The organism is Vibrio sp. D173a (assembly GCF_030248475.1).
Window position 1 is genome coordinate 1 of the sequence record NZ_JAHGAH010000449.1, and the last position, 1,114, is coordinate 1,114.

The 1,114-nt window shown below is 46.5% G+C and carries 1 protein-coding gene; it reads left to right on the forward strand.

The annotated features are described in order from the left end of the window. Positions 1-114: 114 nt before the first annotated feature. The coding region (gene melR / locus KIV40_RS26635) for a transcriptional regulator MelR (RefSeq protein ID WP_285352191.1) at positions 115-1,114 on the forward strand (1,000 nt) is incomplete at its 3' end.

A 1,114-nucleotide genomic window follows, 5' to 3' on the forward strand; every position in this document is an offset into this window, starting at 1 on the left:
AGGTGGTTTAGGGCTGAAAATAAAACGGAGTAGTCCGTGTTTTTGAGGATGTTCTGAGTTTTGCTCCAGCAGATTTGCTACAAGGAAGTTATACAGTTTCCTAAGAGGTGGGTGATGCCTAAGTTAGAGTCCGATGCACTGAAAGTGGTCATTCAGGATAAATATTCCTCCGACAATGTCTCGGTGAGCCCTCTGCCGTTGTACTCATCTTATGAAAAGATCGATATTGAGCTCAGGCCGCCCCACTCTATGCCGGGTTATCACTGGCACGGACAAGTAGAGGTAAACATTCCTTTCGGGGATGATGTCGAGTATATCATTAACGGCAGTCCAATAGTGGTGAAAGCAGGCTCGATAGGATTGTTTTGGGCGTCAGTGCCTCATAGGCTCACCGACCCGGGCAAGAGTTATAATATGGGGATCATCAATATTCCGATTCACCACTTTATGTCTTGGACGCTAAATCGAGACTTCGTCAATCAGATCACTCATGGCTGTGTATTGCAGTCCAGCTCGAATGCATTGGTCAGTGAATTTGAGTTAGCGCGTTGGGCAGAAGAAATTAGTCACCCTTCAGAAAGCCGTCAGCAATTAGCGATAGATGAAATCGGACTCATGTTAAAGCGAATGTGCCTTGATGGCTGGGAGCAACTTGTCATCAATCGACAAGAGAAGTCGACCAAAAAAGGCGTCTCCAAACACTCGCAGTTTTACGTCAGTCAGATGCTGGAATACATTGCCACCCACCATAACCAGCCGATTACGATCAAAGACATCGCAGAGCACATTGGGCTGCATACCAATTATGCGATGAACGTATTCCAACGAACCATGCAGATGACCATCAAGCAATACATAACGGCGATGCGGATTAACCACGCCAGAGCACTGCTGAGTGATACCGACCGGACAATATTGGACATTGCCTTAACGGTAGGTTTTAACTCGAGTAGCCGTTTCTATGAGACTTTTCAGAATTATATTGGTGTGACACCAACGCAATATCGTAAGAAATCACGCGAAGATCATCGCTGGAGCAACCATAGCACCAGCCCACTTTACGAACTAGAGAAAGGCGCCATTGATGGCAAAAGACCGTATGCGCCCCATGAAC